This window comes from Thioclava litoralis, from assembly GCF_045278885.1.
In the GTDB taxonomy this organism is placed as follows: domain Bacteria; phylum Pseudomonadota; class Alphaproteobacteria; order Rhodobacterales; family Rhodobacteraceae; genus Thioclava; species Thioclava litoralis.
This window is the reverse complement of sequence record NZ_CP135443.1, coordinates 2,586,541-2,610,603: the sequence shown is the minus strand read 5'-3', so window position 1 is coordinate 2,610,603 and position 24,063 is coordinate 2,586,541. Positions and strand designations below refer to the sequence as shown.

The following is a 24,063-nucleotide window of genomic DNA, read 5'->3' as shown; positions in this document are numbered from 1 at the left end:
ATGCGCAAGATTATGCTTTCCCAAGCCGCTTTGCCCCAAGCCGCTCTGGCTCAAACCGCTTCGATGGCGCGGCACAGACCTTTGGCCATCGCGATCCTTGGTCTGGCCATGCTGGGCCTGCCTGCCGCAGGCTTTGCGCAGGATGCCAAGCTTTATGCCGATGCCGTCAATCCCGATGCGGGCTATCTGCGGGTGATCATGCCCGGAAAATCCTCGGCCATCGTGGCGGGCGACAGTTTCTCGGAGCTGGATGACGGGGTCTCGCCCTATGTGATGATCGACACGCCCGGCACGATTGCCGTCAGCGCGGGGGCCGCGCAGGGCGAGGCCGAGGTCGGCAAGGGCAGCTGGAACACCTATCTGATCACTGCCAGCGGCGAAGGGCATATGGTGACCGATCCGCTGACCCATAGCCCCGCACAGGCCGATGTCACCTTCTACAACATCTCCGATCTGGATGATGTCGATCTTTACGTGCCAGCCGCCAAACGCGCGGCCATGACCGATATCGATACCGGCACCGGCGAATGGATTGCCCTCAAGGCCCCGTTATCGCTGGAGTTTCAGGTACGACACGGGGAAGACGTTCTGGCCTCGGTGGCCGATGTCGCGCTGGTGCGGCGCGAGGGAACCACGCTGGTCTTCCGTGGCCAGTCCGGCCGCTACGAATTGGTGGCCCTGAAAGCCGCGACCAAAGCCAACTGAACAGAACGAGGGTTTCCATGACATATCGCGTCCATTCTCTTGCCGCCTCCTTGCGATTTCAGCCTTCGTCCGCTGGCCTGTCAGGACCCTCTCCAAGGGCCGGTTTCCTGCATGGCCGGTCATGGGCCAGATACGGTCTGCGCGCGCTGGCTGTCGGGACGCTCTGGGGACTTGCGCAGACGGCCTCGGCCAAAGATCTCGTTGCTGTGGATTTCGAGCCGCCGGTGATCGAAATGCAATCGGTCTGCGCCCCGCGCCTGAGCGACGAGCAGATCGAGGATCGCTGGAAAAGCTGGGACCGCAAGACATTGGCGGGCAGAAATGCCGAGGAGGTGCGGGGCGATATGCGGCGGCTGATGGAGGTCGATGCCGCCGAATGGAAGCCTGTCTATGCACGTGTGATCGCGCTGCTGCCGCAAATCGACCCCAGCTTCGACGCGGATAAGCAGCTTTTCGAGACTATCGCGATGCGGGTGGCGGCCGGAGAGGCGGCTGCGGTGAAATCGGAAGGGCTGGTGCGCAAGGCGCTGGACACGCCCGGTGCGAAGCTGCCGCATAACCAGCGGCGTCTGGGCGAGTATCTGGTATCGGGACAGGGGATCGACAAAGATCGCATGCGCGGCATCGGCCTGCTTGTCGAGGCCGCGCGCGGCGGTGACGCACAGGCGCTGTTGACCCTTGCCGATTTCCAGAACCGTGGTGTCGCGCTGCCCAACTGGACGGTGGATCCGCAGATGACAATCATGCTGGGCTTTGCCGCGCAGGTCGGGGCGATGAACCCCACGATCTGTGACCGCGTCATCAATATCGCCCGTGCCTATAACAATGGCGAACTGGTCCAGCCCGATTATGCTCTGGCGGAGAAATGGTATCGCTTTGCCGCCGATCTCGGGGATGGGAATGCCGCCTATGCGGTGGCCGAGATGCATTTGCGGTCTGAAAAGATCAAGAAGAACAACGAGGTCATGCTGAAATACCTGCATCAGGCTGCCAAGAACGGTTCGCCTTCGGTGCTGATTGCCTTGGGGCGGCTTTATGAAGAGGGCGCGCTGATCGGGCAGGATCTCGGCAAGGCCGAGGCGCTCTATGATCAGGCAGCCGCCAGCGGGGCGCGCGGGGCGCTGGTGCGTCAGGCGCTGTTTCTGGAAAAACGTGCCGATGTGAATCCCGGCTACAAGCCGCGGTTCGAGGCTGCCCTGACCCACCTTCTGGCGCGCGATGACGCCCCCGGTTGGGCCTATGCGCGGGCGGGTCAGATGGCGCTCGAGCGCAAGGGCCGCTGGGCAGGGCAGGACGAGGCTCTGGCGATGTGGGAGAAGGGGGTCGCCTTGGGAGATGCCGAGGCCATTCGCGGGCGCGCCAGAGTGGCAATGAGCCTGAATGACAAGATGGACACGTTCTATTCCGGCGTGGATGACCTGATCTTTGCCGTTGAACAGATGGGCAAGACCGGCGCGGTTCGGGAACTGGTCGACGCCCATCTCTGCCTTGCGCCGCAGGGGCCTTTGCCCGAACAGGCCGATTACTGGTCCTCGATGGCCGATCCTGCCGCGCTTGGTGCCAGCGAAACCCTGACGGCGGTGCTTGGACGCGTGGAAGAGGCGCAGGTGCCCGATCTGCCGCGCGAGATAGCGCGCAAGGTGATGGCACATGCGCAGGACGTGCTTCCGGCAAGCCCACAGCTTGCGGATCTCGCGACGCTTGCCACCAATCCCGCGCTGTCAGATGCGGAACAGGCCTATTGGACGCGCGTGGCGGGGCTTTTGCAGGTGGCCGCACCGCAATCGGTTCAGGATTATGTGACGCTGCTGCAACCGCGCCTTCTGATGCAATTCGCGCAGCTCTATCCGGCAAGCGCCGATACGCCCGCCCTCTTGCTGGCTCTGGCGCAGCAGGGCAATGGCGTCGCGATGGAGGCCCTGATGACCGCCGATCCCGCACATTATCCCGATGAGGCCTCGGTCCTTGCCGCCTTTGACGATGTGATCCGCGACAGGGGGGATTTCGACGCAAGCCTTCTGGCGCTGGCCCATGCGGCCCCCGAGGATCAGGCCCTCTGGCTGCGTCACGCCAAATCCGAAATGGCCTGTATCTTTCCGCAGGCCCGCGAACTGGCGATGGTGGCGGGGCGGGTGCACAATACCGCAGCCCTCAAGCATTGGATCGCCGTCAGCGAGGCGCTGGCTCGTCATGAAAAACCGTGGGCCCGTACCCAGATTGCCGACCTCTACGCCATTTTCAAAGACCAGCTTGGCGAGGATGCGGCCCTGACCGCGCAACAGATGTATCTGGCCGCCTATGAGGCCGGCGACCGCACCGCGATCATGCGCCTGCTGCCCAAAGTCGAGAAACCGGGCAAGCCGGGCTTTGATCCGGCACGGGCGGCAGAGCTTTATGTGGCTTTGGCGCAGCGCAGCGACGGGGCAGGGCTTTCGGATGTCGTCGCGCGGATCAACGGGGCCGAGCCTGCCGTAAAACGCGCCATTGGTGACCGGATTGACCCTCGGGCGCTATATTTACGGGCAGCCGAGGCGGGCGATACCTTCGCGATGTATCAATATGCCGCCCTGACGCGTGACAAGGCGCGCACGCCAGCCGATATTGCGGATGCGGAACTCTGGCTTGGGCGCGCGGCAGAAGGGGGCAATGTGGATGCGATGATTGATCAGGCACGCTCGCTGGCCTTCGGCATCACCGGAACACCGGACCCCGACGCCGCGCGTGGCTGGTTGGTCAAGGCGGCGGCACTGGGCAACGAAGAGGCCAGCGGGTTGTTGAATTCCATGCAACTGGGAAAGGTGCCGATGCAATGAAGACCGCTTTGACCCTTCCCGCAGGCTGTCTGCTGCTGACGCTTTTCCCCGCCACAGCGATACTGGCCGAAACCGCTCCGGCAATGCCGGTCGCGCCAGACAGCCAGACAGGCGCTCAAACCGGTACGGATACGGCGGATTCCCCCGATACGGCCCCTGATACGGCCCCCGATACCGAAACTTCCGACCCGAAGGCGCAACAGGCCGAGACCTGCTTTGACGAAATCGCACCCGTTGTCAGCCTCTCCTATGGCAGCCGCTATACCGAAGACAGCGAGACACGGTCAGAGTTTGACGAGGCCTCGAACAGGGAGGTAAACGAGGCCCTGAAGCCGGTGGACATGTTCATCTCGAAGCTGGCGCGCGAAAGCAACCGTGCACTCAGCCGGAAGGGCGAACGCGGCGAGGCCTCGGCCCATTGTGTCTTCGACCGGCTGGAAACATGGGCGCAGGCCGACGCCCTGTCCGATCTTGGCAGCATGAATGCGCAGATCTCCGTGCCAAGCCGTCTGGGCGGGATTGTCTTTGCCTATCGCAACGCACTCGAGGTCGCCACGCCCGATCCCGTGCAGAAAGACCATATCGATAACTGGCTGAAAGCACGGGCACAGGCCCATATGACCTATTTCGACACGGACGCCCCCGAACGGGCCTCACGCAACAATCTGCGCCAATGGGCGGGACTTGCGGTGGCGCTGGTCGGGCTGACGACCGAAGACGAGGCCATGATCGCCTGGGCCAACGAGACTGTCGACTACACGGCCTGCCATGCCGACCCCGATGGGGCGCTGCCGCTGGAAATGGAGCGGGGCGAATTGTCTCTGCATTACCAGATGCATGCCGTTACCCCCTTGGTGGTCACGGCGGCGCTTCTGACCGAAAACACGCCCCTCAAACCTTTCGACGCCTGTGAGGGGGCCATCTCGAAAATCGTCAATTACACGCTTGCGGGCCTCGAGGACCCCAGCGCCATCGAGACCCGAACCGGCGTGGCACAGAAAATGGACGACGATCTGAAAAGCTACGATTTCGCTTGGGGGGCCGCCTATCTGAAATACGAGGATTCCAGCGAACTCAGCGAGATTGTCTCGGAATTTCCCGGGCTGAGCAATTCCAAACTGGGTGGCGATCAGAGCCTTGTGTGGTAACCCGCATATCGCATTGGCGTTATTGCTCCATAGCAGATTGCAGGTGATCCTTGATAGGTTGCCGCTCGACACCCCATCCGGTTAGGCAAGCCGGAGGTGCGCCGCATCAAATCATGTCATTCTCGGGCCATGAATCCCTTGCCGAAGTGACCCGTTACACGGTTCAAACCGACCGAAAAGAACTCGCGGTGGAGCGAATGCTCGCGCTCGAACGAAACGATGGGGGACTGTTACCTGTCAAACCGTGCAATAGAGCCAGACAATTCGCCCCGCAGGAAGCTGACAAAAAACACAAAATTCAGGTAAGTGGCGGAGGAAGTGCGCTTCCAACCGGACCGTATCCTGTGACCGCTGAGGAAGCTCCGGCAGGATTACGTGTCCTACGGACTTCTAGGGAACATTTCGCAATTTGACGCCGGTTCACGGGGCAATTCGCCGCTGCGCCCAATGTCCGAGGGACGCAGCCCGCAACGCACACATTCCACCAAAATACTGAATTTATTACGTTTTCCTTCTACGCATTCGTTGTTGTGCGACCACGGAGGTCGTTCGAAAGGAAACGAAGATGCGAGAAATTTGTCTCATTCAAATCGATCTGGCTGCCCGATGGAGAATTAGCCCGAGGACACTTAAGCGATGGCGGTGGACTTCGTCGGCGGGCATCTGCGTCTATAAGGGAACGCATGCGCGATATGTCCTGCGCTCGAGAGTGACGCCCTTGAAGGAAGGGGGTGCCGCATGAGCCGCTTGTCAATGCAGATTGCCTTCCTGATGCGCCGCTACGGGATCAATGAGGCGCATGCACAAGTCATCGCCGCTCTTATCTTAGGGCAGGGTGGTCAATGAGCATGGACGCACGAGGCATCACACAAGCCCTGCGTGGGCGCTGGCACGGCTCTTATGGGCTGTGCTTCTGCCCTGCGCACCACAACACCCGCACACCGGCCCTAAGTCTCTCTGACGGGGCAGGCGGGCGTTTGCCCTTGGCATAATGCCCACTGCTGTCGATGCGGTCCAAGGAGGGCAGCATGTCATCGTCCGTCTGTGCGCCCCGAAACTGGAACGGCAGGCCGGTGATGGCGCAGCGGTCTTCCTGAATGGTGAGCAGGTCCCGGATCAGCTTGTCCAACTCTACGTAGGACATGTGTAGTTCCCTGTTCTTGACGGTCGTCGGGACTACTTGCCCGTTGAAGCTGAAGACCGTCTTGCCCACCGAATACTTGATGTCAGCGATGGATTTTTCACGGGCACCGAGTTAGTGCAAAATGTCAGTCTTTCCGCCACCGCAAAGTCAAACATTTAGCCGCGCAATGTTATTAACTTTGCGCGGCCAAGTTTAACGAAGAGACTTACCTTCCAGTGGCAACAGGTGAGCTCGGCTGCGTACACGATCCATGAATGCATCCGCCAGAAGTGGGTCGTTTATATAGTCGTACCACTCTTGTGGGGACCGCTGCGCGATCATGATTGTCGAACTTTGGGTCGAGCGGTCTTCGATGATCTCAAAAATATCCGTCAGTTCCTGCTTGCTCATCGGGCTCAGCGCGAAATCATCGATGATCAAGAGGTCCTGACGTGCCAGTTTAGCCGATAAATTCTGGACCTAAAAATCCATATTAGCTGCATTATCCATTTGATAAGCCAAAAAATCGATAAAGGACGACATTTCCCCCTCGCTCTGCATCGCTCTCTGGTATGTGCCATCGCACGCGTAAGTTAGAACACAAGGAAATCCAGTCTCTAAATATTGTTTAGCAGGGCTTCTATCACCTGACCATATCGTCTCCAAAAAGCGATCAATTCTTGAGTAATCAGTCTCCCAGTCTCTTCGCGGCGAATAGCCAAACGCGAAATCAGATTGATCTCCGCCATCTAAAATCTTTAGCGGCACAGCGCCGACCCGCGAGTGAAACTGAAATGTCGAGCCATCTTTGCCAAACGAACCGTGAGCAACATAGTTTCGCAATTCAACTCGCAACTTCAAAATGTCATCATAGGATGCCTTTTCTTTGGGCTCGGATAGATCCATAACACGTTTGCACTTTTCCCCGAATTCTTTTTTCAAAAGATCTGCTATTTCGCTGCCCGTCTTTAACCTACCCATTAAGACGGCTAAATGAACCAAAGCCTGCTCACTCCAAGCGAAGAAGGCATCTACTGCTGCCTCATGGAGCCAGACCGACTGTGTTCGGAACTCATACGCGGGGAACGAAATTGAGCTCCATTTGACAGAGCCATCTTCATTGTAACCCCTCTCTACAACGCTTTGGTCTTTGTCAGCCTCGAATTTTTCTAAAAGATTCTGACTTTGCTCCTTCAGGAATACGTACTTATCCCAAAGCTCTGGGCACTTGGATATAAGATTGAGATTAGAGGTCGCGGAGGCCTCGGCTGCCCTCCAAAGATAGTAGGATTTTGCCGCTTTCATGCCTCGTCTTAAGGCTTCATATACATCCTCCGGACTTCCATCTTCCGGACATTCAATGCGCATTCCGAACTTTGCGTAAGCGACAGTGTATCGAATCCCTTTGTACCCCAACGGAATGATGTACGCGACTTTTTCGAAGGGGCCCGAATATTTGAACCCCAAAAGATCGACTAAAAGAAGAAATATCAAATAGTATTCATGATGTGGAATGCCTTTGAAGATTTTGTATCTTGCCTCACTTCCCTGAGCTTCAGGAGGCAACTCGATGGGTGAAATTGCTCTAGCGGCAATGTCACGAACTTGGTCTAATGAAAAATTGTTCATATAACTGCAGACGCCTTATTTCTTGTTTCCTCGAATATAGCGGCATTCTTAGGTTCGGGATGCATTGATTTACCTCACTTAGCTTGTTTTGCGTCTCAGTATGCAGAGTGATGACCTCGGCGCCCCCTTCTGGTTGGACGCCGCCCTCCTATTGGGCCAAGGGCTGTCATTCGATGAGATCTGCGCCAGGGTTGGCAATGGGACGGGCTCACCCTGATCTTCGCTCTGAGTCTCAAACTTCGCAAAGCCCGCTTCCTGCGCTGAGGCGCCGTTCATTCAGGGCGCAGCGAATGACGACTTCCCGCCGATATTGTTGAAAAACTCCAATGCAGCGCATTTTCGGCACTATATATTGACTTTCAGAGATGCCAGGCGGCGCATTTGGTATGTGATTTCAGTGCCAACTGACTTTTTCAACAACATCCGCCCTTTCCTACAATAAAAGAAAGTAGATCGACCATATCGCTCAATAGGGTGGTGGGGCCACCAGCCCCATCCCTACAGCCCTTTTGAATGAGAGCGGGCTGGGGCTGGTTCCGCGCATGACACAAACGAGACCAAAGAAGTGGTGAGAATCGATTGTTCATTTTGGTTGCCGTCTAAAGTTATTAAATTTGCGCGGCGAAGTTAAAGACCGGATCGCGGCGATCTCATGACAATATGCAGGTAGCGCTCATCGCCCTTTTCGCCCTTGTCCAAGGCGCCCTCGGCTTCCTCGCGCAACAGAGTCGAGATTAGCCACAACAGGGAATGTGCGTCGATCAGGCGGACGTGGTCTAAGTTGGCCAGATCCGCGATCGGCTCGCGCAGGGCATTCAGGATCCCGTTGAACTGGCTGTAGTTCTCCCAGGTGCAATTTCGCAGGGTGCGGAAATTCAGGCCGATCTCGCCAAAGACACGGTCGAATCCGGTGGGCTGGATCGGCATGAAGCGATCCATGTCCTTTAGGAAGAACAGGTAGGCCATCAGCGGATATTTCGCGCCGGTCGCCTCGCTCAACTCGTCGAACAGCGCGCCTTTGTCTTCATCGGTGCAATAGAGCTGGAACAACAGGCGTTCGAGGGTTTGCAGGCCGGTGCCCGTTGTCGCCGCTTCGATCAGGGCGCGGTGGTCGCGGTTGGCGTGGCCAAAGCGGTTCTGCCTGAACACCATGTTGTTGTTCAGGTCACCATGCGTCGCCTGGATTTCGATTGCATCGATGACCTTGGCGACGATGGTGCCGGAGCCGACCTGATCCTGCGTCCAGCTGTCGGCGCCGAGACGGGTCACCGTCCACGCCCACGTCCTTGCGCATGATGTCTTGGATGGATTTTACAAGATTTCTCATGGACATGTTTCAGTGTGTCCTTTCAAAGAGGATGACTTCCTTGCGGACGATCCTATAGGTTTGCTGTCCTGTGCGCCGAACACCTGCGTAGATCTCAGCGCGGGGAACCGTTTGATTTTTCCTAGCGCCTGAATCGATAAAGGTAAGACCGCCCTTATTGGGGTAACACACCAGCCAGTGTAGCGATGGCTCGGTTAAGCCAATGATGGCGCATTTGCCTGTTCCGTTTTCAGCAAACAAACCATCGAATTTATTCCAAAATTCATCGTTTGATTTAGGCTCAGTGCTTCTAAAGGGATAGGTGACCGTGATGCGGTCTAAACCCTTCAGTCTGTGGCGACACTCTTTAATCATAGTTTCTAAATCGCGAAGGGTGGTTCCTTCCCACAAGGTGCTCGGCCAGCGTTGAGCGGTCAGGCTGTTGCAACAAGTTCGAAAAACCAATTCTTCGTCGAATTGCGCTGTCTTGCTGAGCGCATTTACGATTGCATAGATCCCACAGAGACCGTCAAGCTCACCTTGTTGCTTTGCTCTAGGCATCGGTTTTAGGCGCTTTCTTCATAAAGGGCTTTCTGCAGGTCGTGGATGGCCTGCTGATAATCAGCTTTCTTGCCGAAGGCGCGCATAAGTTCAATGGGCGTTACCATGTGGGAGAACGGATTGATCTGAAGAATGTTGGAGTCGTCGAGGTTCAGGACGCCTTCGTCCGCGTATTTGTCGAGAAGCGCATCAAGGACGGCGCGTGCCTTGTCCCCATGTTGGTTGAAGATGTCGCGCTTTCTGACGTTGTTCGCCCGTTCCTTGCGGGTCAGCGGCTTGGCACCGAAGGCCACATGGCAGACCAGATCGAATGGGTCGAGCTCGGCATCCAATTCCTTGCCGATGAGATCAAGGTCGAGCCCTTCTTCGGCCAGTTCATCCACAATCGCCTGTTTGCGGTCTTAGGCATTCCAGCGGCGCAGGAAATCGTCCAACGTCGCGAACCGGCGGGTGAGGTGCTTTCGGGTGAAGTCCTGCAGGCTTTCGGTGATGAGCTTGCCGTCGGCATCGAGGTATTCGACACGCTCCTTCAGGATAGTGGCGCCGACGCCATCGACGTAGATCTTCCGGATCGGGCCGTTTGTGCCGGGCGTGTCTGGGGGCATGGCAGGCAGTGTTTCGGGGCCCGTCTCGTCGTCATCGACTGTCGATGCTGTATCGGTGCCATCCTTAGGTGGTGTCATCGTTCCGTCATCCGGTGGGACGTAAATCTGAACCGGATCGCCATCGAATTCTGGATCCGAGAAATGGTTGGTCGCCCCACGGAAATCGATCAGTGTGAAAAATTTCTTGCCGCTGTCCTGATGCACGCGGGTGCCGCGACCAACGATCTGCTTGAATTCGGTCATTGAGCCGATCTCGCGGTCGATGACGATCAAGCGGCAGGTCTGGGCATCAACCCCAGTGCTGAGAAGGCGCGATGTGGTGACGATGACTGGGTAATCGGATTCCGGATCAATGAAGTTGGGCAGTTCGTTCAGCCCATCCTTGTCCCCGCCGGTGATCCTCATGACATAGCGATGGTCCTTTGCCACGAGGTCAGCGTTTTCGTTGATGAGTGCCTGCCGCATCCGTGCGGCGTGCTCCTGATCCACGCAAAAGACGATTGTCTTCTGCATACGGTCGCCGCTTTCCTTTAGGAACTGCGTGACGCGTCTGGCGACTAGCTTCGTCCGGTCATCCAAGACCAGCGTACGGTCGAAATCCTTGATGTTATATTGGCGGTCTTCGACCTCGTTGCCCTCACGGTCCAATTGGCCGGGCGTCGGTCGATACCCTTCCACATCCCTGTCGATATGGCTCCTGATGACCTTATAGGGAGCAAGGAAGCCGTCGCTGATCCCTTCCTTTAGGGAATAGGTGTACATCGGTTGCCCGAAGTAATCCATGTTGGAGGCGTATTCGGTCTCCTTAGGCGTGGCAGTCATGCCGATCTGGGTCGCGGTAGAAAAATGTTCGAGAATCTCCCGCCAAGCGGAATCCTCGGCGGCGCTGCCGCGATGGCATTCGTCGATGATGATCAGGTCAAAGAAATCCGGTGAGAGTTCCTTGAAGATTTTCTGATGCTCTTGAGGACCGGTCAGCGCCTGATAAAGGCCAAGGTAGATTTCATAGGCGGCATTGATCCGGCGCTTTTTATCAATGGCCAGTGTCAAGCTTTCTCGCGTGCCATCAGCACGTTCGATGGTCTTCGCATGGGTCGACAGCTTTGCCATAGCTCCTGTGAATGGCCGGAAGTCGTTGACCATTGTCTGATCGACGAGAACATTGCGATCCGCGAGGAACAGGATCCGCTTCTTGGCGCCAGATTTCCATAAACGCCAGATGAGCTGGAACGCTGTAAAGGTCTTACCCGTGCCTGTCGCCATGACCAAGAGCAGCCGCTGTTGTCCCTTTGCAATGGCTTCGACGGCTGAGTTGATTGCGTTGATCTGGTAGTAGCGCGGCGTCTTCCCCATGTCGCGGTAATCATGGAACGCAATTTTTGAGGCTTCTGGCGACAGGCCTTTCCAAGCTTCATATTTAGACAACAATTCAGCAGGGGAAGGAAAGTTATCAAGACCAAGCGTGGTCTCCACTAATGGAGCCTGGCCGGTCGCGTCGTGAAAAAGAAAACCGTCACCGTTAGATCAAAAAGCGAATGGCACTTGTAGCATTTGCGCATATGTGAGGGCCTGCTGCATGCCGTCGCCGATGGCGTGTCGGTTATCTTTAGCCTCTATGATAGCGATCGGTATATTCGGCTTTACATAGAGAACGTAATCCGCGCGCTTGCGCACTCCCCGCGTTGTGACGCGTCCCCTTACGGTTATCCTGCCATCTGTAAGCGTTTTCTCTTCAGAGACCTGTGTTAATAAATCCCAGCCCGCACTTCGCAAAGCTGGTGTTATCAGCTTGCTGCAGACATCGCGCTCGGTGAAATCTCTTTTTCGCATATTGGCCACTTATCAATTTCCAGAAATTCTACCGGCTATTTTGATGGGCGCAATGCACTAAGCTGAGTTGGCAGCGCCGCTTAGTTTTGGTTCTTAAACACTGAGCGGTATCCCATGCAGCAAGCATGACGAATTTATATACCAGCACGTTCTGGCATGTGCCGAGATGAATTGGGGGAATTAAAGGGGGGAGAGCTAATGCACCACGCTTAATTTGCTAATGTATTCATGTGCTTGCGTGGGTGGTGTGGCGGACAGGAAGGGATTCGAACCCTCGAGACGGTTCCCCGCCTACACACTTTCCAGGCGTGCGCCTTCGACCACTCGGCCACCTGTCCGAGGGGGTGTCTATTCAAAACCGCAAATGGGTGCAAGCAGCTTTTTGGCTGAAATGTCATTTATTTTTCAAGCCGTCAGAAACCCTCTTTCGGGCTGTTCTTGTTTTGGCGCGCGGGCGAAATTAGGTTGGAACAGAACAGCAGGAAAATCTTGGCCCTGCTGCATGACGCCGCCCTTCAGCCAGCAGGAATACCATGTCAGATCAGAACCTCCCGACGCAGCGCGCGCCCTCTCGACGGGAACCACGCCAGCTTACGAATACCCTGCTTGGCCTCATTGCCTTCGTGCTGGTGCTCTTTTTACTGACACAGGCGCGGTTCGTGCTGATTTCTCTGGCCATCGCGATCATCCTGTTCTCGCTGACCTCCGAAGCGATCAACGCGATCGCGCGCCTGAAAATCGGGCCGGTGCGGATTCCGATGTGGCTGGCATCGATCTTCGCGATGATCCTGATTGCAACGGGACTGCTTTCCGCCTCGGCCTTCATTCTGGCACAGGCCAATCAGGTGGTGACGCTGGCGCTGACCTATACCGAACCCGCACAGCGCGCCATTGCCCAGATTTTCGGCTGGATGGGCAGCGATGTCGAGGCCGCCGTGCTACAATATATGCAGAATATCCGCATCGGAGGCTACCTGACGGCCTTGGCGGGGCAGGCATCCTCGCTGCTTTCGGGGGCGATCCTCATCATTCTGTTTGTCGGCTTCCTCTTTGTGGAGCGGATCTGGTTCCGCTCGAAGCTGCTCAGCCTCTTCGGCGGCGAGACCGCCCGCGCCGACCGTATCTCGGCGATGGTGGAGCGGATCATGCAGCTGGTGAACCACTACCTGCTGGTAAAAGCCATCGTGTCGCTGGCAACGGCAATCGCGATCTATGCGGTCTTTTTCTTCGGCGGGCTGGAGCTGGCGCTGCCGGTGGCCATTCTGACCTTCTTTCTCAACTTCATTCCGTCGATCGGCTCGATTATCGCGACCGTCATTGCAGGGCTTGCCGCCTATATCCTGACGGGCGATCTGACCTCGGCTTTTGTGGTATTTGCCATCGCCGGTGGCGTACAGTTCATCATCGGCAACATCATCGACCCGATGCTGATGGGCCATACGCTGCGCCTGTCGAGCTTCGGCATCATCATATCGCTGGCATTCTGGGGCGCGATCTGGGGCCTGCCGGGAATGTTTCTGGCAGTACCGATCATGGTGGCGCTGATGATTTCCTGCGCCCATTCCCCGACGCTGCGCCCGCTGGCGATTCTTCTCTCGCGCGAGGGGTTGCCGGATTAAGGCCGGACCGGGGGCGGCGGCAGATAATGTTCTAAAAACGTTCCAATTCCTAATAAAATCCTAAGGCGAAATCTGGCCACAAGAGCTGCGACCATTTTGCCATAAACCATTTGCACAAAAGCAACACGGTATTTTTTCACAAGCTGAATCATATTGTTACAGGGCGTATCTCAGACCCGCCATGAAGGCGGTTCCATCACATTCTTAACTATGAGCAAAATCCCGCCGAGCTCACAGCAAGTCACTTTCCCTTAACCGCGTTTTCGCGCAAAAAACTGTCGTGCTCCAAGTGGATCTGACGACTGCGCGGGGTGCCCATAATAATTTTCGAGGTCCCGAGCGTGACAGGCGTTCTTTCCACTTTACGTGGGCCGGCTTTGGCAGCCGTAGCCCTGCTTTCTCTTACGGCTTGCTCGTCCAAGGGCGATCTGAGCCAGATGAGTTCGATGAATTTCGCCTCCGCGCGTATGGACCATCAGGCCACATTCGGTCTGGACCCCGCGCGCCGGGATGCTGCGGTCGAGATCGCAGCGGCAATGCGAGCCAAGGGCCAGCGCGTCTGGTGCGTGCCCTTCGCCCGCAATGCAAGTGGAATCGAGCTGCGCGGCAATGCGCGCACTTGGTGGGGGCAGGCCGAGGGCAGCTACCTTCGCCGCCACAGCCCCGCACCGGGCGCTGTGATGGTGTTCAAGGGCACCAAATCCATGCCGATGGGGCATGTGGCCGTGGTCTCCAAGATCGTCGATAGCCGCAAGGTTCTGGTGGATCATGCGAACTGGAAACGCAACCAGGTCTCGCTTGGCATGGAAGTCATTGACGTTTCTGCCAAAAATGACTGGAGCGAAGTGCGCGTGCGCTCCAGCAGCGCCGCCTATGGTCGCAACTATCCGGTCTATGGCTTTATCCAGAACATCAATCGCGGCTGATCCGCGCCCCGAGCGTACCCTTTTGAAGGCCTCGTCCGTAACTGGACGGGGCCTTGAATTTTGTTCATGTTGTTCATGACCAATATGAGTTGGATTTACTTTTTTCAGCGAGCTATGTAACGCATCTTGAAACCACAGGAGTAAATTCTGCCGTGTCCCGTACGACTTTGACCCGTTCCGCTGTCTTTGATCACATCGCACATGCCGCAAAAGACCGCATCCTGATCCTTGACGGGGCGATGGGCACGCAGATCCAGAAACTGGGACTGGGCGAGGCCGATTTCCAGATCTCCACAAAAAGCGGCCCCTTCGAGGCGCATCTGAAGGGCAATAGCCACCCCCAGCAGGGGAATAATGACCTGCTGAACCTGACGCTGCCCGAGGCGATCGAGGAGATCCATTATCGCTATGCGATGGCGGGGGCCGATATTGCAGAAACCAACACCTTCTCCTCGACCACCATCGCGCAGGCGGATTATGCGCTGGAAGGCGCGGTCTACGACCTGAACTATCAGGGCGCGCAGCTGGCCCGCCGCGCTATGGATCGTGCCGAAGCCGAGGATGGTCGCAAGCGGTTTGTGGCGGGCGCGCTTGGCCCGACCAACCGTACGGCCTCGATCAGCCCCGATGTGAACAATCCCGGCTACCGCGCTGTTACCTTTGATGATTTGCGCATCGCCTATACCCAGCAGATCAACGCGCTGATTGATGGCGGCGTGGATATCCTGCTGATCGAGACGATCTTCGATACGCTCAATGCCAAGGCCGCGATCTTCGCCTGTCAGGAGGTTTTCGACGCCCGCGGGATCGAGCTGCCGGTGATGATCTCGGGCACCATCACCGACCTGTCGGGCCGCACGCTTTCGGGGCAGACGCCGACCGCCTTCTGGTATTCGGTGCGCCATGCCAGCCCGCTGACCGTTGGCCTGAACTGCGCCCTTGGCGCCGAAGCCATGCGCGCCCATATCTCGGAACTGGCGGGGGTGGCCGACACGCTGATCTGCGCCTATCCCAATGCCGGTCTGCCCAACGAGATGGGCGAATATGACGAGTCGCCCGAACATATGGCCGAGCAGGTGGCGGGTTTTGCGCGCGACGGGCTGGTCAATATCGTCGGCGGCTGCTGTGGCTCGACCTTCGAACATATCCGCGCGATTGCCGAAGCTGTGAAAGACATCGCGCCGCGGGAAATCCCCCAGCCGCCGGTTCTGATGCGCCTGTCGGGGCTGGAGCCCTTTACCCTGACCTCGGACATTCCTTTCGTGAATGTGGGCGAGCGGACCAATGTCACGGGCTCGGCCAAATTCCGGAAATTGATCACCGCAGGCGATTATGCAACCGCTTTGGATGTGGCCCGTCAGCAGGTCGAGAACGGCGCGCAGATCATCGATATCAATATGGACGAGGGTCTGATTGATTCAAAAGCCGCGATGGTCGAGTTCCTGAACCTGATCGCCGCCGAGCCCGATATCGCCCGCGTGCCGATCATGATCGACAGCTCTAAATGGGAGGTGATCGAGGCCGGTCTGAAATGCGTGCAAGGCAAAGCGATCGTAAACTCGATCTCGATGAAAGAGGGCGTCGAGGCCTTTGTCCATCACGCACGCCTGTGCAAGGCCTATGGGGCCGCCGTGGTCGTGATGGCCTTTGACGAGGAAGGTCAGGCCGATACCTGCGCCCGCAAGGTCGAGATATGCCAGCGCGCCTATAAGATCCTCACCGAGGATGTGGGCTTTGCGCCCGAGGATATCATCTTTGACCCGAACGTCTTTGCCGTGGCGACCGGCATCGAAGAGCATGACAATTACGGGGTGGACTTCATCCAGGCGACGAAGATCATCACCGAAACCTGCCCGCATGTGCATATCTCGGGCGGTGTGTCGAACCTGTCTTTCTCGTTCCGCGGCAACGAGCCCGTGCGCGAGGCGATGCATGCCGTCTTCCTGTATCATGCCATCCAAAACGGGATGGATATGGGGATCGTCAATGCGGGCCAGCTTGCGGTCTATGATCAGATCGATGCCGACCTGCGCGAGGCCTGCGAAGATGTTGTTTTGAACCGTTCTCCGAAGAACGGCGGCGTAGCCACTGAAAACATGTTGGAAATTGCCGAGAAATATCGCGGGCAGGGCGGTGCGAAAGGCCGCGAGAAGGATATGACCTGGCGGACTTGGGGCGTGGAAAAACGCCTTGAGCATGCGCTGGTCAATGGCATCACGGAATTCATCGAGGATGACACCGAAGAGGCCCGTCAGGCGGCCGAGCGCCCGTTGCATGTGATCGAAGGCCCGCTGATGGCGGGGATGAATGTGGTGGGCGACCTCTTTGGCGCGGGCAAGATGTTCCTGCCGCAGGTGGTGAAATCGGCGCGCGTGATGAAACAGGCCGTGGCCGTGCTGCTGCCTTATATGGAAGAAGAGAAGCGCCAGAACGGCACGGCCGATAGCGAGGCGGCTGGCAAGATTTTGATGGCGACCGTGAAGGGCGATGTGCATGATATCGGTAAGAATATCGTGGGCGTCGTGCTGGCGTGCAACAACTACGAGATCATCGACCTTGGCGTGATGGTGCCCGCCGAGAAGATCCTTGAAACCGCCAAACGCGAGAAGGTGGATGTGATTGGCCTGTCGGGTCTGATCACGCCCTCGCTGGACGAGATGGTGCATGTGGCCTCGGAGATGGAGCGTCTAGGGATGGATCTGCCGCTGCTGATTGGCGGGGCGACGACCTCCAAGGTGCATACGGCGGTGAAGATCAACCCGCGCTATAACAAGGGGCAGGCGATCTATGTGACCGATGCCTCGCGTGCGGTGGGGGTTGTGTCGCAGCTGCTATCGAAGACGCAGAAACCCGGCTATGTGGCTGAAATTCAGTCCGATTATGCCGAAACGGCGGAAAAGCACGCCCGCGCGGAACTGGCGAAAAAGCGTCTGCCCCTAGAAGACGCGCGCGCCAATGCCTATAGGGCCGATTTTACGGGCTATACGCCGAAAACGCCCAGCTTCCTTGGTACCAAGACCTTTGACACTTGGGATCTGGCCGAGCTTGCGCGCTATATCGACTGGACGCCGTTCTTCCAGACATGGGAGCTGAAAGGCGTTTATCCGAAGATCCTCGAGGATGAAAAGCAGGGCGAGGCGGCGCGTGCGCTTTTTGCCGATGCGCAGGCGATGCTGGCCAAGATCATTGACGAGAAATGGTTTACGCCCAAGGCGGTTGTCGGCTTCTGGCCGGCGAATGCGGTGGGCGATGACATCCGGCTTTATACCGGCGAAGATCGCAGCACCGAATTGGCGACGATGCACACCCTGCGCCAGCAAGTGACCAAACGCGAGGGGCGTCCGAATGTGGCGCTGTCCGACTTCATCGCGCCCGAGGGCGGCAAGGCGGATTATCTGGGCGGCTTTGTGGTGACCGCTGGCCCCGAGGAGCAGTCCATTGCCGAGAAGTTCGAAGCCGCGCATGATGATTACAACTCGATCCTTGTAAAGGCCTTGGCGGACCGGTTTGCCGAAGCCTTTGCCGAGCGACTGCATGAATATGTCCGTAAAGAGCTTTGGGGATATGCGCCCGACGAGGCCTGCAACAACGAGGATCTGATTGCCGACAGATATGACGGTATTCGTCCGGCCCCCGGTTATCCGGCACAGCCTGATCACACCGAAAAAGACACATTGTTCAAACTGTTGGATGCTACTTCTCAGACAGGGGTCGAGCTAACGGAAAGCTATGCGATGTGGCCGGGATCATCGGTCTCGGGGCTGTATCTTGGTCATCCCGAAGCCTATTACTTCGGTGTGGCGCGGGTCGAGAAGGATCAGGTTGAAGATTATGCCGCGCGGAAGGAGATGCCGCTTCGCGAGGCGGAGCGTTGGCTGGCACCAATTCTTAACTACACGCCCAAAGCCGCTGAAGCCTAATGGAATTTTCCCGCTATGCCATCTATGCTGTGCCCGAGGGCGAACTTTTTGCCCGTGGCACGGCATGGCTGGGCTGGGATCTTTCACGCGGAGCAGCGGCTGTGCAGCCTGCATTGGGATTTGACTGGGCATCCGTCACAGAAAAACCTGCGCGTTACGGGCTTCACGCCACACTCCGCGCGCCTTTCGCATTGAATGCCAATGCTTTGCCAACCGATCTTGAAAACTTATGCGAAGAGCTATCCCTGACTCTGCGCCCATTACCCTTAGGGGAGCTACGACTGGCGCGCTTGGGGCGTTTTCTTGCGCTTATCCCAGAACATAACACGCAGATCGAAGATTTCGCTTCCTATATTGTCAGGCAGAGTAATCCGCTGCGTCGTCCCTTGAGCGATGACGAAATCACAAAACGCCTGCCCAGAGCCTTTCCGGATGAAGGACGACAAAACCTGGTGGACTGGGGCTATCCGCATGTGATGCAGCGGTTCCGCTTTCATATAACACTTACGGACACACTTTCCAAAGCTCAGATGCCGATAGTAGAGCAGGCGGCAACCCATTGGTTTTCAAGCGTCTTGCACGATCCTGTCATCCTGAGATCGCTTTGCCTTGTCGGGGAAGACGCCATGTCCAAGCGCTTTCATCTTCTGCAGCGTTTCCCGATCCGCCAATAAAAATGGCGCCCGTAGGCGCCTTTTTCAGCTTAGGCACCCCAAGTGCGCACCGGACCGCAATCCATATGGACAAAGTTGGAATTGCTATACTTTCCAACGCCCCCTGCATGGCAAGCCATTGCCGCCTTATACATCTGGTTGACAGAGCGGGATTTCAGGCGAAGGTCGGCGGCTTGACCGCGCATATGCAGCGAATTCTTGGCAACACCGCCCGAGCGGGAACGCAACATCGCATTGGTTTTGGGCGAACGGTATCCGGAAAGCATGATATAGGGTTCGTTAATGCCCATCAGGTTATGGGACGCTGCTGCAATATCGATCGTGCGGCGGTCAATCGTCTTTTTTGTGCCGGTGCGCCAGTCGCGCATGAAATGGGTAATCTCGTTCAACGCTTCGTCGATATATTCGCCATCGATCCAATAGACCGTGTCGATGCTTTCGCCGGTTCGCCCCGAATACATGCGGATCCGACGGACATCGCCTGCACCGCGCAGGAACCCGAACGCATTGGACATGGTCGGTGCAGCGACGACTGCCGTGGCTGCAAAAGCCCCAAGGAGCCCGCGACGCGTGAACAACTGATTGCTTGCCATTTCTTTGCCTGCCTAAGTTAATTGCGCGCCGCTTATCTGCGGCTTGGCGCATGCCTCTCGTCAGATCGCGATCACGTTAGGTTGCCCACGGCATCGCGATCAACTGTGAATTTTCTGGTTAACCGAACGTTAACTGAAATTTGGGCGAAATCTCGCCAATTCAAGGGTCATGAAGGGGCGTTTGTTGATGTTATGCGACATAGTTGCCAATAAAATGGTTAACAAATGCTTGATACTGGACATTTAGCCGCTGTCGCGCGATCCCTGTTTTAGAGTTTTTATTAAGTTCCGACAGGCTGGCCGATGATCGATTCTCTCAAATATGCAGGCATGGCGGGTTTGGTCGCGACCATTCTGGGGTCCGCCGCGTTTGCCCAAAGCGATGTATCGCAGGCAGCGGTCGGGGCGATACAGATGCCCGCTCTGGCGATGTCGGGTTTTATGCAGGCGATTTCGGAAGAGACGGCGGACCATCCCGCTTTGTCGCAATTCTATGCGGCCCGTGACTATCGTCCGCTCTGGACCAGTGGTGAAGATGCCCCCCGCAGGGCTGCGTTTTTCCGCGCCCTAGGGCAGGCACAGGCGCAAGGCCTACCGGCAGAAAGCTACCACGCCCGCGCATTGCAACAGGCGTTTTTCGATCTGAAATCCGAGCGGCAACGCGGCCAGCTTGAAGTGAGAATGTCCGAAGCTTTTCTGCGCTATGCACAGGATGCGTCACGCGGCGTGCTGACACCGTCAAAGGTCGACCCGACGATCGTCCGTGTGGTGGAACGACCCGATAACCTGACCCTGCTGCGTGAGTTCTCGCAAAGCGACAGCCCGCTTGCATGGCTGCATGGCCTCGCACCGCAAGATCCGGCCTATGCCAAACTGTTAAAAGCCAAACTTGATCTGGAACATGAAATTGAAACGGGCGGCTGGGGGCCGCAGGTTCCATCCAGCGTGCTCCGCCCCGGAGATACAGGCCATGCGGTTCTGGCTCTACGGGACCGCTTGCAGCGCATGGGCTATCTCTCGCGCACGGCGACGGCCCGCTATGATGCGCAGATCCAGAAAGCGGTGCAGCAATATCAGGCGGATCAGGGGCTGAGCGCGGATGGTATCGCCGGTGCATCAACCCTTGAAGCACTGAATGTCGCGCCGGAAGAGCGGCTGAAGTCACTTCTTGTCGCCTTGGAACGGCTGCGCTGGATGAATGGCATGGATCTTGGCAAGCGCCGGATCTGGGTCAATATCGCAGACTTCTCCGTTAAGGTGATAGATGATGATAAGGTCACCTTCCAATCTGTTACAGTTGTTGGACAAAACCGCCCCGACAGGCAGACACCGGAATTTTCAGACAGCATGGATCGGATGGTGATCAATCCGGCATGGCATGTGCCGCGGTCGATCGTGACCAAGGAATATCTGCCGATGATGCAGCGTAACCCCAATGCGGCGGCGCAGATTCAGGTGGTCGATTCCCGCGGTCAGGTTATTCCACGCAACGCGATCAATTTTGCGCAATACACCACAAAGACCTTCCCATTCGCCATGCGGCAAGCCCCATCGCGGTCAAATGCACTCGGGCTGGTAAAGTTCTTGTTCCCGAACAAGTATAACATCTATCTCCATGATACGCCGTCCAAATCTCTGTTCTCGAAGGAGCAGCGTGCTTTCAGTCATGGCTGCGTGCGGGTGGGCCAGCCTTTCGAACTGGCCTATACTTTGCTTGCGCCGCAGGTGACCGATCCCAAGTCCTATTTCCAGCGTATCCTCGACAGCGGTCGGGAGACAACGGTCAAGATTACGCCGCCGGTGCCGGTCCATCTGGTCTATTTTACCGCATGGCCCAATGCGAAGGGCGGGATCGAATATCGCAAGGATGTGTATGGTCGCGATGCGCGTATTTACGCAGCGCTGCATAAGGCTGGGGTGGAATCTGCAGCCCTGACGAATTAAGTCATTTGGAAAGGGCCCGATCTTCGGACCCATCCGAAAGAAAGGCAGTTCGATGGCACATCGCATTGATACGATTGCAAAAGCTCTTGGCGCTCGGTTCGAGGGGGATGGCGCGATCTGCGTTACCGGCGCCTCCGAGCCCGCGACTGCCAGCGCCAATCAGATCGCCTTGGCAATGGACCCGAAATATGCCGCCGGTCTGCAAGAGGGTCAGGCACGTGCTGCGATGTTGTGGGAAGGCGCATCACTTGCAGATTTCCCGCTCGAGGCGGCCATTTTCGTGCCCCGTCCGCGTCTGGCGATGGCCGGCCTGTCGCGCGTCTTCGATCCGGGTCCGGAAATTGCCCCTGGCATCCATCCTTCTACCGTGATCGATCCGAGCGCCGAAATCGGCGAGGGCGCGGCGATCGGGCCGTTCACCTATATCGGACGCGGTGTAAAGATCGGGCCGCAAGCCCGTATCGCTGCACAGGTTTATATCGCAGAGGGTGCGCAGATCGGTGCGCAGGCGCTAATCCATTCTGGCGTCCGGATCATGGGCTATGTGAAGATCGGCGACCGTTTCATCTGCAACCCCAATGCCGTGCTGGGCGGAGACGGATTTTCTTTCGTGACGCCTGAAAAGTCCGGTGTGGAAGAGATCCGCGATACCGTTGGCAAGCGGGCGGAAATCCGCGAGCAGCATTGGACGCGCATCCATTCTCTGGGCACGGTCGAAATTGGACATGATGTGGAAATCGGCGCCAATAGCACGGTAGATCGGGGCACTATCCGTGCGACGAAAATCGGGAATGGCACGAAGCTCGATAATCTTGTCTGTGTCGGTCATAATGTCCAGATCGGCGAGGACTGCATGCTCTGTGGTCAGGTCGGGATTGCCGGTTCCACCAAGATCGGCAACCGTGTCGTGCTGGGCGGCCAGACCGGCGTTTCGGATAATATCTTTATTGGTGATGACGTTATCGCCGGTGGTTCAACCAAAATCTTCACAAATGCACCGGCCGGGCGGGTGCTTCTTGGCTCGCCGGCCGTGAAGATGGAAACACAGGTTGAAATCCAGAAATCCCTGCGCCGCTTGCCGAGATTGTTTGCACAATTCGCAGATCTTCGTAAAACTGTTGCAGATCTGAGAGAAAACAAGGGCACCGAGTAATCACCTCATGAGGTCTGACGTGCAAGAGCAAATCATCTCCATCATTGCGCGGGAAGCTGTTATGGCGCCCGCAGATGTGCAACCGGATATGACGCTTGAGGATCTGGGGCTGGACAGCCTTGGTCTGGTTGAAATGATTTTTGCCATCGAGGAAGCGTTCGATATCTCCGTGCCGTTCAACGCAAACGAGCCGAGCCAGTCGGATTTCGACATCTCTTCGGTCGGTGCGATTGTCGGCGCGGTCGAGCGAATGATTTGCGGTCAAAAAGGCGGGGCGCTCGCCTGAGCCATGCAGCGCGTCGTTATCACCGGAGCCGGAACCGTTAATGCGCTCGCGCAGGATGTGCGCGGCACGTTCGAAGCCATGCGTGAAGGCCGTTGCGGGATCGGCACATTGGATATCCCCGATCTTGACCGGTTACAGATCCGGATCGGGGGGCAGGTAAAAGGGTGGCAGCCCGAGGCGCGCTTCACCCGCACAGAACTGGGCCTTTACGACCGCTTTACGCAATTTGCGCTTGTGGCCGGGGCCGAGGCGATGTCACAAGCCGGATTAGAAACGCCTGATAACCCATTGAGATGGGGATGTATCATGGGAACGGCAGGTGGCGGGAACGGCACTGTCAATGATGCGTTTCATGCCGTTTATGCAGAAGCCAAATCCCGCGTTCATCCGTTTACCGTACCGCGGTTGATGAACAATGCCGCCGCCTCCCATCTTTCTATGCGATGGCAGCTTCAGGGACCAAGCTTTTCGGTCGCGACAGCCTGCGCCAGTTCGAACCATGCAATCGGTCTGGCCTATCAGATGATCCGCGCGGGTCTTGCCGATGGTATGCTGGCGGGCGGTTCGGAAGCGATGCTGAATTTTGGCGGGCTCAAGGCATGGGAAGGCTTGCGGGTAATGTCAAAGACCGGATGTCGTCCTTTTGCCAAAAGCCGTGACGGGATGGTGCAGGGCGAGGGTGCCGGTGTTTTCGTTCTGGAAAGCCTTGAGCATGCGCGGGCGCGAGGCGCGCAAATTCTTGCCGAAATCTGTGGTTTTGCAATGTGTTCGGACGCGAGTGATATTGTGATGCCGTCACAGGATGGGGCTGCCCGTGCGATCCGTGGCGCTTTGGAGGATGGCCGGATCGAGGCTGGTCGGGTGGGCTATATCAACGCCCACGGGACCGGCACAACAGCCAATGACAAAACCGAATGCGCCGCGATCCAAAGCGCTTTGGGACCGCATGCATCCCGCGTTCCGATCAGTTCGACGAAGGCTATGCATGGTCATTGCATCGGCGGCACAGGGGCGGTGGAGCTTTTGGCCTGCCTTCTGGCACTGAACGAGGATACGCTTGCCCCGACGATCAATTATGACGAAGCCGATCCTGAATGCGCCCTTGATATCGTGGTGAATACCGCGCGGCAAAGCAGGGTGGATATCGCCTTATCCAATGCCTTCGCCTTTGGTGGCATGAATGCCGTGCTGGCATTGAAGAGGGCCTGAACGCAAAAAGCCGCCCCCA

At 57.2% G+C, this 24,063-nt stretch carries 16 protein-coding genes, 1 tRNA gene and 2 pseudogenes; 11 read left to right on the top strand and 8 right to left on the bottom strand.

Annotation, left to right across the window (positions count from 1 at the left end; all coding sequences use genetic code 11):
• Genes RPE78_RS12895 through RPE78_RS12885 form a run of 3 tightly spaced genes read left to right on the top strand, consistent with a single transcriptional unit; the run spans position 1 to position 4,666 of the window.
• A complete protein-coding gene (locus tag RPE78_RS12895) occupies positions 1-705 on the top strand; it encodes a hypothetical protein (protein WP_406720779.1) in 705 nt (234 codons plus the stop codon).
• 17 nt (positions 706-722) lie between these two features.
• On the top strand, positions 723-3,518 hold the full coding sequence (locus RPE78_RS12890) for a tetratricopeptide repeat protein (protein ID WP_406720778.1): 2,796 nt from the start codon (positions 723-725) through the stop codon (positions 3,516-3,518).
• Positions 3,515-4,666: an alginate lyase family protein gene (locus RPE78_RS12885; RefSeq protein ID WP_406720777.1), complete on the top strand. Its 1,152-nt coding sequence runs from the start codon at positions 3,515-3,517 to the stop codon at positions 4,664-4,666. The genes RPE78_RS12890 and RPE78_RS12885 overlap by 4 nt, the downstream gene beginning before the upstream one ends.
• Positions 4,667-5,564: 898 nt before the next feature.
• On the opposite strand, the gene RPE78_RS12880 is transcribed toward RPE78_RS12885, so the two are convergent.
• The 7 genes and pseudogenes from RPE78_RS12880 to RPE78_RS12850 all read right to left on the bottom strand — a co-directional run bounded on the left by RPE78_RS12880 (position 5,565) and on the right by RPE78_RS12850 (position 12,058).
• On the bottom strand, positions 5,565-5,810 hold the full coding sequence (locus RPE78_RS12880) for a hypothetical protein (RefSeq protein WP_406720776.1): 246 nt from the start codon (positions 5,808-5,810) through the stop codon (positions 5,565-5,567).
• Positions 5,811-6,002: 192 nt separating this feature from the next.
• Positions 6,003-6,248, bottom strand: coding sequence for an ATP-binding protein (locus RPE78_RS12875; RefSeq protein WP_406721660.1), 246 nt, complete (start codon positions 6,246-6,248; stop codon positions 6,003-6,005).
• 21 nt (positions 6,249-6,269) lie between these two features.
• The gene (locus RPE78_RS12870) at positions 6,270-7,418 is read right to left on the bottom strand and encodes a hypothetical protein (RefSeq protein ID WP_406720775.1); all 1,149 of its coding nucleotides are present in this window, start codon (positions 7,416-7,418) and stop codon (positions 6,270-6,272) included.
• Between the two features lie 627 nt (positions 7,419-8,045).
• Positions 8,046-8,687, bottom strand: coding sequence for a hypothetical protein (locus RPE78_RS12865; protein ID WP_406720774.1), 642 nt, complete (start codon positions 8,685-8,687; stop codon positions 8,046-8,048).
• Positions 8,688-8,754: 67 nt separating this feature from the next.
• On the bottom strand, positions 8,755-9,285 hold the full coding sequence (locus RPE78_RS12860) for a hypothetical protein (RefSeq protein WP_406720773.1): 531 nt from the start codon (positions 9,283-9,285) through the stop codon (positions 8,755-8,757).
• A 5-nt stretch (positions 9,286-9,290) separates the two neighbouring features.
• A pseudogene (hsdR, locus tag RPE78_RS12855) lies at positions 9,291-11,720 on the bottom strand (EcoAI/FtnUII family type I restriction enzme subunit R).
• A gap of 248 nt (positions 11,721-11,968) precedes the next feature.
• A tRNA-Ser gene (locus tag RPE78_RS12850) sits at positions 11,969-12,058 on the bottom strand.
• Between the two features lie 195 nt (positions 12,059-12,253).
• Between RPE78_RS12850 and RPE78_RS12845 the strand changes: the two genes are divergently transcribed.
• From RPE78_RS12845 to RPE78_RS12830, 4 genes and pseudogenes are all read left to right on the top strand, one after another.
• Complete coding sequence (locus RPE78_RS12845) at positions 12,254-13,339, top strand: AI-2E family transporter (RefSeq protein ID WP_406720772.1); 1,086 nt, start codon at positions 12,254-12,256, stop codon at positions 13,337-13,339.
• 437 nt (positions 13,340-13,776) lie between these two features.
• A pseudogene (locus RPE78_RS12840) lies at positions 13,777-14,055 on the top strand (CHAP domain-containing protein); the annotation flags it as partial.
• Between the two features lie 362 nt (positions 14,056-14,417).
• Positions 14,418-18,185: a methionine synthase gene (gene metH / locus RPE78_RS12835; RefSeq protein ID WP_406720771.1), complete on the top strand. Its 3,768-nt coding sequence runs from the start codon at positions 14,418-14,420 to the stop codon at positions 18,183-18,185.
• Positions 18,185-18,859 carry a DUF1045 domain-containing protein gene (locus RPE78_RS12830; protein ID WP_406720770.1) on the top strand — a complete coding sequence of 225 codons (675 nt, stop codon included), beginning with the start codon at positions 18,185-18,187 and terminating at the stop codon, positions 18,857-18,859. Before metH ends, RPE78_RS12830 begins: the two co-directional genes overlap by 1 nt.
• 29 nt (positions 18,860-18,888) lie before the next feature.
• Here RPE78_RS12830 and RPE78_RS12825 read toward each other — a convergent pair whose 3' ends face one another.
• On the bottom strand, positions 18,889-19,452 hold the full coding sequence (locus RPE78_RS12825; RefSeq protein WP_339107317.1) for a DUF882 domain-containing protein: 564 nt from the start codon (positions 19,450-19,452) through the stop codon (positions 18,889-18,891).
• A 303-nt stretch (positions 19,453-19,755) separates the two neighbouring features.
• Between RPE78_RS12825 and RPE78_RS12820 the strand changes: the two genes are divergently transcribed.
• From RPE78_RS12820 to RPE78_RS12805, 4 genes are read left to right on the top strand one after another with little or no spacing between them, the layout of a single operon-like run.
• Complete coding sequence (locus RPE78_RS12820) at positions 19,756-21,396, top strand: murein L,D-transpeptidase (RefSeq protein ID WP_406720769.1); 1,641 nt, start codon at positions 19,756-19,758, stop codon at positions 21,394-21,396.
• Positions 21,397-21,448: 52 nt separating this feature from the next.
• Positions 21,449-22,549, top strand: coding sequence for a UDP-3-O-(3-hydroxymyristoyl)glucosamine N-acyltransferase (locus RPE78_RS12815; protein WP_406720768.1), 1,101 nt, complete (start codon positions 21,449-21,451; stop codon positions 22,547-22,549).
• Between the two features lie 7 nt (positions 22,550-22,556).
• A complete protein-coding gene (locus tag RPE78_RS12810) occupies positions 22,557-22,835 on the top strand; it encodes an acyl carrier protein (RefSeq protein WP_339107314.1) in 279 nt (92 codons plus the stop codon).
• A gap of 3 nt (positions 22,836-22,838) precedes the next feature.
• Positions 22,839-24,044 carry a beta-ketoacyl-[acyl-carrier-protein] synthase family protein gene (locus RPE78_RS12805; RefSeq protein ID WP_406720767.1) on the top strand — a complete coding sequence of 402 codons (1,206 nt, stop codon included), beginning with the start codon at positions 22,839-22,841 and terminating at the stop codon, positions 24,042-24,044.
• Positions 24,045-24,063 lie beyond the last annotated feature (19 nt).